General features: G+C 72.5%; 7 protein-coding genes. 6 read left to right on the forward strand and 1 reads right to left on the reverse strand.

Going from position 1 to position 9672, the window contains the following annotated elements:
- Positions 1 to 30: 30 nt before the first annotated feature.
- Positions 31 to 963 carry a LysR family transcriptional regulator gene (locus tag CG723_RS25340; RefSeq protein WP_100595763.1) on the reverse strand — a complete coding sequence of 311 codons (933 nt, stop codon included), beginning with the start codon at positions 961 to 963 and terminating at the stop codon, positions 31 to 33.
- Between the two features lie 234 nt (positions 964 to 1197).
- Here CG723_RS25340 and CG723_RS25345 point away from each other — a divergent pair, with 234 nt between their 5' ends.
- From CG723_RS25345 to CG723_RS25370, 6 genes are all read left to right on the forward strand, one after another.
- The gene (locus tag CG723_RS25345; protein WP_199841890.1) at positions 1198 to 2202 is read left to right on the forward strand and encodes an EamA family transporter; all 1005 of its coding nucleotides are present in this window, start codon (positions 1198 to 1200) and stop codon (positions 2200 to 2202) included.
- A gap of 223 nt (positions 2203 to 2425) precedes the next feature.
- Positions 2426 to 3220 carry a TIGR03084 family metal-binding protein gene (locus tag CG723_RS25350; RefSeq protein WP_100595764.1) on the forward strand — a complete coding sequence of 265 codons (795 nt, stop codon included), beginning with the start codon at positions 2426 to 2428 and terminating at the stop codon, positions 3218 to 3220.
- Complete coding sequence (locus CG723_RS25355; protein WP_100595765.1) at positions 3217 to 4983, forward strand: acyclic terpene utilization AtuA family protein; 1767 nt, start codon at positions 3217 to 3219, stop codon at positions 4981 to 4983. Before CG723_RS25350 ends, CG723_RS25355 begins: the two co-directional genes overlap by 4 nt.
- Complete coding sequence (locus CG723_RS25360) at positions 4980 to 6578, forward strand: acyl-CoA carboxylase subunit beta (protein ID WP_100595766.1); 1599 nt, start codon at positions 4980 to 4982, stop codon at positions 6576 to 6578. Before CG723_RS25355 ends, CG723_RS25360 begins: the two co-directional genes overlap by 4 nt.
- A 17-nt stretch (positions 6579 to 6595) precedes the next feature.
- Positions 6596 to 8449, forward strand: coding sequence for an acetyl/propionyl/methylcrotonyl-CoA carboxylase subunit alpha (locus CG723_RS25365; protein WP_100595767.1), 1854 nt, complete (start codon positions 6596 to 6598; stop codon positions 8447 to 8449).
- Positions 8446 to 9615, forward strand: a complete 1170-nt coding sequence (locus tag CG723_RS25370) for an acyl-CoA dehydrogenase family protein (protein ID WP_100595768.1) — start codon at positions 8446 to 8448, stop codon at positions 9613 to 9615. Before CG723_RS25365 ends, CG723_RS25370 begins: the two co-directional genes overlap by 4 nt.
- Positions 9616 to 9672: the final 57 nt, after the last annotated feature.

The raw sequence follows: 9672 nt of genomic DNA on the forward strand, positions 1-9672 counted from the left end.
GCGTTCCGCCGGACGGCACGACCTCCAGGGTCACTCCGTAGATCGCGTTCCGCCGGACGGTACGACCTCGTGGGCGAGTTCCACCAGGTCCCGTACGGCGGGGTGACGCGGGCCGGCGTCGCGCCAGGCGAGGACGACGGGCAGGTCGGGGGCGTCGGTCAGCGGGACGTAGACGACGCCCGGGTGCGGGTGCATGCCGGGCGTGGCCGTCGTCGTGACGCCCACCGCGCGGTCGGCCGCGATGCCCGCGAGCCAGTCGTCCGTGTTCGCCACGGTGATCGTCGCGGTGGGCCGGACGGCGGCCGGCCAGAGGTCGAGGGCGGTGGTGCCGGAGACGGTGTTCACGGCGATGGTGTGGCCGGAGAGGTCGGCGAGGCTGAGCGCGCCGCGCGCGGCGAGGGGGCTGTCGGACGGTACGGCCGCGACCCGGCTCTCCGTGTGCAGGAGCTCGGTGACCAGGCCCGGCGCGTCCACGGGCCCGCGCAGCAGTGCCACGTCGACGGCGCCGCGGGTCAGTCCGGCCGTGCGGTCGTCGATGCGCAGGAGTTCGAGCGGCACGTCGGGGTGCCGCTCCCGCCAGCGCCGCAGCAGGGGCGTGGTGTATGGGCCCGCCGCCGACCAGGCGTGCCCGAGCCGCAGCGGGCGCCGCACGGCGCGGACGGAGTCCAGGGCGTCCTCGAACGCGGCGACGGCGGCCGCCGCGCTCTCCTGGAACGCGCGCCCTTCGGCGGTCAGGGCGAGGTGGTGGGTGGAGCGGTCGACGAGCCGTACGCCGAGCGCGTCCTCGAGGGTCGCGAGGGTGCGCGAGACGGCGGGCTGGGTGAGGCGGAGTCGGGCGGCGGCGCGTGTGACGTTGCCCTCCTCGGCGATGGCGAGGAAGCAGCGCAGATGGCGCAGCTCCAGCGAGTGGAGGGCATACGGACCGCTCATGCCTGCGGAGCATAACGGGAGCGCAGTCGGCATTTCACGGACCGCGCGCGGCGGTCTTAGCGTGACAGGTGGGCTTGCGTCGCGCTGAACGTGCAGGCGGTGGAACGTCAGCCGTAAGAGGGGTCCACGATCATGACGTGGTGTACTACCTTGGACGGTGAAGTCCACCCTATTGAACTGTGGGGTGGCGGTGAAAGGGAAGGCTCAGACGTGAACGTCTCACGGACCGACCGGGCTGCGACCGGCGCCGACGCGGCGGCCGCCGCACTGGTGCCGCCGGAGGCCGCGGTGGCGCAGCCGGAGGTGGCGGGTGCTCCCGGCGCGCCCGAGGGTGCCACGCCGAACGGCTCCCGCTGGGGCGCGCTCGGCCCGGTCGGACTCGTGCTCGGCGGCTGTGTGTCGGTGCAGTTCGGCGCGGCCGTCGCGGTGTCGCTGATGCCGCGCGCCGGCGCGGTCGGCGTGGTCACCCTGCGCCTGGTGTTCGCCGCGATCGTGCTGCTCATCGTGTGCCGGCCGAAGCTGCGCGGTCACTCGCGCGCCGACTGGGGCACCGTCGTCGCCTTCGGCGTCGCCATGGGCGGTATGAACATGCTCTTCTACCAGGCGGCGGAGCGGATCCCCCTGGGCCCGGCCGTCACCCTCGAGGTGCTCGGCCCGCTCGCCCTGTCGGTCTTCGCCTCCCGCCGCCTGGTCAACGCGATCTGGGCCGGCCTCGCGCTCTGCGGCGTCTTCCTCCTCGGCGGGGGCGGCTTCGGCGGACTCGACCTGGTCGGCGCGGCCTTCGCCGTCTCGGCGGGCGGCATGTGGGCGGCGTACATCATCTTCAGCGCCCGCACGGGGCGCAGGTTCCCGCAAGCGGACGGGCTCGCCCTCGCGATGGCGGTCGCGGCCGTGCTCTCCCTGCCGCTCGGCATCGCGGCGTCCGGCTCGAAGCTCGTCGTGCCGACGACGATGGCCCTCGGCGCGGCCGTCGCCGTCATGTCCTCGGTCCTCCCGTACACCCTCGAACTCCTCGCCCTGCGCCGCCTGCCCGCGTCCACCTTCGCCGTCATGATGAGCCTCGAACCGGCCATCGCCGCGCTCGCCGGATTCCTCATCCTCGACCAGGCCATGTCCGCCCTCGGCGCCCTGGCGATCGCCCTGGTCATCGCGGCCAGCATCGGCGCGGTGCGCACGCAGGTGGGCCGGGGGCGGGCGAAGATGCCCGAGCCGGAGGCCAAGAAGGTGCCGGCGTCGGGGGGCAAGAGAATGCCCGCGCCGGAGACCGAGTAGGCCGAGGCAGGCCGGAGCGGGCCGAAGTGGGCCGAGCGTCAGGTTGGTTGACGCGCGGGTGCGGCGGACGTCGGTGGAGGGCTGAGCAGAGCCCTCCGACGTCCGCCGCACCCGTTTTGCATCGCCTCCCCCCTGGCCAATTTTCATACAAGCACGCTTGATTGTTTCTCCGGGCGCTGCCATGCTCCGGGGCACGCCGTCGTGCCCCGGAGGGGAGCGCATCGTGTCCGACCCGTTGGCCGTGCTCGAGGATCTGCGCAGTGAGAGCGCCGAACTCGACCGGATCGTCAGTGAGCTGAGCGAGGACCGATGGGCCCTCGCCACGCCAGCGCCCGGCTGGAGCGTGGCCCACCAGATCGCGCATCTGGCCTGGACCGACCGCTCCGCCCTGCTCGCCGTCACGGACGCCGACGCGTTCGCCGATCTCGTGCGGGACGCCGTCGCCGCGCCCGACGCCTTCGTCGACGCGGGGGCGGAGGAGGGCGCCGCGCTGCCGCCCGCCGAACTGCTCGCCCGCTGGCGCGCGGGCCGTGAGGAACTGCTCCGGGCCCTGGTCGCAGCCCCCGCGGGGACGCGTTTCCCCTGGTACGGGCCACCCATGTCGGCCGCCTCCATGGCGACGGGCCGCCTCATGGAGACCTGGGCCCACGGTCAGGACGTGGCCGATGCGCTGGGTGTCGAGCGCAAGCCCAGCGACCGGCTGCGGCATGTGGCCCGCATCGGGATCCGGGCCCGCGACTTCGCCTTCACCGTACGCGGGCTGACCCCGCCCGCCGAGGAGTTCCGCGTCGAACTGGCCGCCCCCTCCGGCGACCTGTGGACGTACGGGCCCGAGGACGCGGCGCAGCGCGTGACGGGATCCGGGCTCGACTTCTGCCTGCTGGTGACGCAGCGGGCGCACCGCGACGACGTCGACGTACGGGCCGAAGGCGCCGACGCCGGCCGGTGGCTGGACATCGCCCAGGCCTTCGCGGGACCGCCGGGACCGGGGCGTGAGGCGAAGGGGGCCGGGCGGTGACCGAGGACGTACTGCGCATAGGCAACGCCTCCGGCTTCTACGGCGACCGCTTCGACGCCCTGCGCGAGATGCTCGAAGACGGCCCCCTCGACGTCCTGACCGGCGACTACCTCGCCGAGCTGACCATGCTCATCCTGGGCCGCGACCGCCTGAAGGACCCCGCGCGCGGCTACGCCCGCACCTTCCTGCGCCAGTTGGAGGAGACCCTCGGCCCGGCGCTCGACCGGGGCGTGCGGATCGTCGCGAACGCGGGCGGACTCAACCCGGCCGGACTCGCCGACGCCGTAAGGGCGTTGGCGGACCGGCTCGGCCTCCACGCGCGCGTGGCGCACGTCGAGGGCGACGACCTCTCGCCGGGTGGGCGCTTCCCGGGTGCCCTCACCGCCAACGCCTACCTCGGCGGCGCCGGGATCGCCGCCTGTCTCGCCGCCGGTGCCGACATCGTGGTCACCGGCCGCGTCACCGACGCCGCCCTGGTCACCGGGCCCGCGGCCTGGCGCTTCGGGTGGGAGCAGGACGCGTACGACCGGCTCGCGGGGGCCGTCGTCGCCGGGCACATCCTGGAGTGCGGGACCCAGGCGACGGGCGGCAACTACTCCCGCTTCGCCGGGCGGGCCCGCGATCTGCGGCGCCCCGGCTTCCCCCTCGCCGAACTCCACGCGGACGGCTCCTGCGTCATCACCAAGCACCCCGGCACGGGCGGGCTCGTGACCGTGGGGACGGTGACGGAACAGCTCCTCTACGAGACCGGCGGTGCCCGGTACGCCGGACCCGACGTGACGGCGAGGCTGGACACCGTACGGCTCACGCAGGAGGCCCCGGACCGCGTCCGTGTCGACGGCGTACGAGGCGAGGCCCCGCCCCCCACCCTCAAGGTCGGCCTCAACCGGCTCGGCGGCTTCCGCAACGAGGTCGTGTTCGTGCTGACCGGCCTCGACATCGAGGCCAAGGCGTCGCTCGTACGGGAGCAGATGGACGAGGCGTTCGACCGTGCCAAGTCCCGCCCTGCACAGGTGACGTGGGAGCTGGCGCGCACGGATCGGGCGGACGCGGACACGGAGGAGACCGCGAGCGCTCTGCTGCGGCTCGTCGTCCGGGACGGCGACGCGGACGCGGTGGGCCGCACCCTCAGCAGCGCGGCGATCGAGCTGGCACTCGGCAGCTACCCCGGCTTCCACGTGACGGCCCCGCCGGGGAAGGGCGCGCCGTACGGGGTGTTCGAGGCGGCGTACGTGGACCGGGGCGAGGTCGAGCAGGTCGCCGTACTGCCGGACGGCGAGCGGAAGTTGATCACGTACGACGGTCCTGTACGCGCGCTGACGGACGTGGAGGAACCACCCCTGCCCGCGCCCCTGCCGCCCGGCCCCACCCGGCGCGCCCCTCTCGGCCTCGTCGCGGGCGCCCGCAGCGGCGACAAGGGCGGGGACGCGAATGTGGGGGTGTGGGTGGACGGGGGCGAGGGCTCGGACGGTGACTGGGCCGGAGCCGGAGCCGGAGCCGGAGCCGGAGCCGGGGACCAGGACGAGGCCTGGCGGTGGCTCGTGCATGAGATGACAGCTGACAGATTTCAGAATCTGATAGCTGAAAGTCGTCAGCTGACAGTTGTCCGGCACGTGCTGCCCAACCTCCGCGCCCTCAACTTCACCGTCACCGGCCTCCTCGGTCAGGGCGTCGCCTCCCAGCACCGTTTCGACCCTCAGGCCAAGGGGCTCGGCGAGTGGCTGCGTTCCCGTCATCTGGACATACCGGAGGTGCTCCTGTGACCGTTCTCGCCTCGGCCCTGGACGTCGGCGGTGCCGACTTCGCCGCTCATCGCGAGGCCATGATCGGCAAGCTCGACGCGCTCGACGCCGAGCACGCCAAGGCACTCGCGGGCGGTGGCGAGAAGTACGTCCAACGGCACCGCAAGCGCGGCAAGTTGCTCGCCCGCGAACGTATCGAGCTGCTCCTCGACCCCGATACGCCCTTCCTCGAACTCTCCCCCCTCGCGGCCTGGGGCAGCGACTACGCCGTCGGCGCCTCCCTCGTCACCGGCATCGGCGTCGTCGAAGGCGTCGAATGCCTGGTCACCGCGAACGATCCGACGGTGCGCGGCGGAGCCAGTAACCCCTGGTCACTGAAGAAGGCCCTGCGCGCCAACGAGATCGCGTTCGCCAACCGGCTGCCCTGCATCAGCCTCGTCGAGTCCGGCGGCGCCGATCTGCCCTCCCAGAAGGAGATCTTCATCCCGGGCGGTGGCATCTTCCGCGACATCACGCGCCTCTCGGCCGCCGGGATCCCCACCGTCGCCGTCGTCTTCGGCAACTCCACCGCCGGCGGCGCGTACATCCCCGGCATGTCCGACCACGTGATCATGGTCAAGGAGCGGGCGAAGGTCTTCCTGGGCGGGCCGCCCCTGGTGAAGATGGCGACCGGCGAGGAGAGCGACGACGAGTCGCTCGGCGGCGCCGAGATGCACGCCCGTGCCTCCGGGCTCGCCGACTACTTCGCGCTCGACGAGCGGGACGCGATCCGGCAGGCGCGCCGCGTCGTCGCCCGTCTCAACCACCGCAAGGCGTACGCGGATCCACAGCTCGTGGAGCCGCCCAAGTACGACAGCGACGAACTCCTCGGCATCGTGCCCGGCGACCTCAAGGTCCCCTTCGACCCGCGCGAGGTCATCGCCCGGATCGTGGACGGCTCCGACTTCGACGAGTTCAAGCCGCTGTACGGGTCGAGCCTGACAACCGGCTGGGCGTCCCTGCACGGCTATCCGGTCGGCATCCTCGCCAATGCGCAAGGGGTTCTCTTCAGCGAGGAGTCGCAGAAGGCCGCCCAGTTCATCCAGCTCGCCAACCAGCGCGACATCCCGCTCCTGTTCCTGCACAACACCACCGGCTACATGGTCGGCAAGGAGTACGAGCAGGGCGGCATCATCAAGCACGGCTCGATGATGATCAACGCCGTCAGCAACAGCCGCGTGCCGCACCTCTCGGTCCTCATGGGCGCCTCGTACGGGGCGGGTCACTACGGGATGTGCGGGCGGGCTTTCGATCCCCGCTTCCTCTTCGCCTGGCCGAGCGCCAAGTCGGCCGTGATGGGGCCGCAGCAGCTCGCCGGTGTCCTGTCGATCGTGGCCCGCCAGTCCGCCGCCGCGAAGGGGCAGCCGTACGACGACGAGGCGGACGCGGCGCTGCGCGCGATGGTGGAGCAGCAGATCGAGTCCGAGTCCCTGCCGATGTTCCTTTCCGGGCGGCTGTACGACGACGGGGTCATCGACCCGCGCGACACCCGGACCGTGCTCGGCCTGTGCCTGTCCGCGATCCACACGGCGCCCGTGGAGGGCGCGCGCGGTGGATTCGGCGTGTTCCGGATGTGAGGCCCATGACCACACGAATGATCACCTCTGTACTCGTCGCCAACCGCGGCGAGATCGCCTGCCGCGTCTTCCGTACCTGCGCCGAGCTGGGCATCCGGACCGTCGCCGTGTACTCGGACGCCGACGAGAACGCCCTCCACGCGCGCGTGGCCGATGCCGCCGTACGGCTTCCGGGGGCGTCGCCCGCCGAGACGTATCTGCGCGGCGACCTGATCGTGAAGGCCGCCCTGGCCGCGGGCGCGGACGCCGTGCACCCCGGCTACGGGTTCCTGTCCGAGAACGCCGGTTTCGCGCGGGCCGTCGCCGACGCGGGTCTGACCTGGATCGGTCCGCCGCCCGAGGCGATCGAGGCGATGGCGTCGAAGACGCGCGCCAAGGAGCTCATGGGTATAGAGCCCCTCAAGGCCGTCACGGACGAGGACCTGCCCGTCCTTGTGAAGGCCGCCGCCGGCGGCGGCGGGCGCGGCATGCGTGTCGTACGGGAACTGGCCGAGCTGGACGCGCAGTTGGCTGCCGCCGGGGCCGAGGCGCTGGGTGCCTTCGGGGACGGTGAGGTGTTCGTCGAGCCGTACATCGAGGGTGGCCGGCACGTCGAGGTGCAGGTCATGGCCGACGCGCACGGCACCGTGTGGGCGCTGGGCACCCGCGACTGCTCGCTCCAGCGGCGCCATCAGAAGGTCATCGAGGAGGCGCCCGCACTCGGTCTCACGCATGAACTCGAGGCGTCTCTACGGGAGATGGCCGTGCGCGCCGCACGCGCCACCGACTACCGGGGCGCCGGAACCGTCGAGTTCCTCGTCGCCGACGGCAGGGCGCACTTCCTGGAGATGAACACCCGCCTCCAGGTCGAACACCCCGTCACCGAGGCCGTGTTCGGCGTTGATCTCGTGGCGCTGCAACTGCGCGTCGCCGAGGGCGAGCCCCTGGGTGAAGAGGCGCCCGTGGCGCGCGGACACTCGGTAGAGGCCCGTCTGTACGCGGAGGATCCCGCCGCCGGCTGGGCCCCGCAGACCGGCACGCTGCACCGGCTGTCCGTCCCGGAGGCCGTACGCCTGGACACCGGGTTCACCGACGGCGACCCGATCGGGGTGCACTACGACGCGATGCTCGCCAAGGTCGTCGCGCACGCGCCGACCCGCGCCGAGGCCCTGCGCAAGCTGGCGGGCGCCCTGGAGCGGGCCGTCGTGCACGGCCCGGTCACCAACAGGGAGCTGCTCGTACGGTCGCTGCGGCACCCGGAGTTCACCGCGGGCGGCACGGACACCGGGTTCTACGACCGGCACCTGGCCGCGCTCACGGCGTCGGACCCGGACCCGTACGCGCCGCTCGCCGCGGCCCTCGCCGACGCGCACGGCCGCTCCCGTTTCGGCGGCTGGCGCAACGTGGCGTCGCAGCCGCAGGTCAAGCACTACCGCACCGAACCCGACGGGACCGAGCACGAGGTGCTCTACCGGCACACCCGCGACGGTCTGGCCGCGGACGGAGTGCGCGTCGTGCGCGCGACCCCGGCGCTCGTCGTGCTCGAAGTGGAGGGCGTAGTGAGGAAGTTCGACGTATCGGTGCACGGGGAGCGCGTGTACGTGAACGGCGCCGCGCTCACCGCCCTGCCCCGCCTCCCCGAGCCCGTCGCGCGCCAGGAGCCGGGATCCCTGCTCGCGCCCATGCCCGGCACCGTCGTGCGGCTCGCCGAAGGGCTCGCCGAGGGCGTCACGGTCGCCGTGGGGCAGCCCCTCATCTGGCTGGAGGCGATGAAGATGGAGCACCGCATCACCGCTCCCGCCTCCGGCACGCTCACCGCCCTGCACGCCGCGCCCGGCCGCCAGGTCGAGGTCGGCGCCCTGCTCGCCGTCGTACAGGAGGATCAGTCGTGAACGCTCCCGTCCTCGAATCCGAGGAGCACCAGGCCCTGCGCTCCGCCGTCGCCGCTCTCGGCAGCCGCTTCGGACGCGACTACATGACCCGCGTCGTCCGCGAGGAGGGCCACCCCGAGGAGCTGTGGGCGGAGGCCGCGAAGCTCGGCTACCTGGGCGTGAACCTGCCCGAGGAGCACGGCGGCGGAGGCGGTGGCATGTATGAACTGTCGCTGGTCCTCGAGGAGCTGGGCGCATCCGGTGCGCCGCTGCTGATGATGGTCGTGTCGCCCGCGATCTGCGGCACCGTCATCTCCCGCTTCGGGACCCCGGAGCAGAAGGCGGCCTGGCTGCCGGGTCTCGCCGACGGCAGCCGCACGATGGCGTTCGGGATCACCGAGCCCGACGCGGGCTCCAACTCGCACCGGATCACGACCACCGCCCGCCGCGACGGGGACAGCGGCGACTGGATCCTGTCCGGGCGCAAGGTGTTCGTGTCCGGCGTCGACATAGCCGATGCCACCCTCATCGTGGGCCGCACCGAGGACGCGCGTACGGGCAGCCTCAAGCCGTGCCTGTTCATCGTGCCGCGTGACGCCGAGGGCTTCGGGCGGCGGCAGATCGACATGGAACTCCAGGCGCCGGAGAAGCAGTTCGAGCTCGTGCTCGACGACGTACGGCTCCCGGCCGACGCGCTCGTCGGTGACGAGGACGCCGGCCTGCTCCAGCTGTTCGCGGGCCTCAACCCCGAGCGCATCATGACGGCCGCGTTCGCGATCGGCATGGGCCGTTTCGCGCTGGCCAGGGCCGTCGGGTACGCCAAGGAGCGCACCGTCTGGAAGTCGCCCATCGGCGCGCACCAGGCCATCGCGCACCCGCTCGCGCAGGCCCACATCGAGCTGGAGACGGCCCGCCTGATGATGCAGAAGGCTGCCCACCTGTACGACGCGGGCGACGACATCGGCGCGGGGGAGGCCGCGAACATGGCCAAGTACGCGGCCGCGGAGGCCTGTGTGCGGGCCGTCGACCAGGCGGTGCACACACTCGGCGGCAACGGCCTCACCCGCGAGTTCGGCCTCGCCTCGCTCATCACGGCGTCCCGCGTGGCCCGCATCGCTCCCGTGAGCCGGGAAATGATCCTCAACTACGTGTCCCACCAGACCCTGGGGCTGCCGAAGTCGTACTAGTGTCCTGCGCCGGAGATTCGTCGGCAGAAGCGGGCGAGTGAGTCGAGGATCTCTTCG

Origin of the sequence: Streptomyces sp. CB01635 (assembly GCF_002803065.1) — a bacterium.
In the GTDB taxonomy this organism is placed as follows: Bacteria; Actinomycetota; Actinomycetes; order Streptomycetales; family Streptomycetaceae; genus Streptomyces.

Excerpts from the sequence above, each read along its gene's own strand:
- CG723_RS25340 (WP_100595763.1), bottom strand. The coding sequence starts at position 963 with ATGCCGACTGCGCTCCCGTTATGCTCCGCAGGCATGAGCGGTCCGTAT.
- CG723_RS25365 (WP_100595767.1), top strand. The coding sequence starts at position 6,596 with ATGATCACCTCTGTACTCGTCGCCAACCGCGGCGAGATCGCCTGCCGC.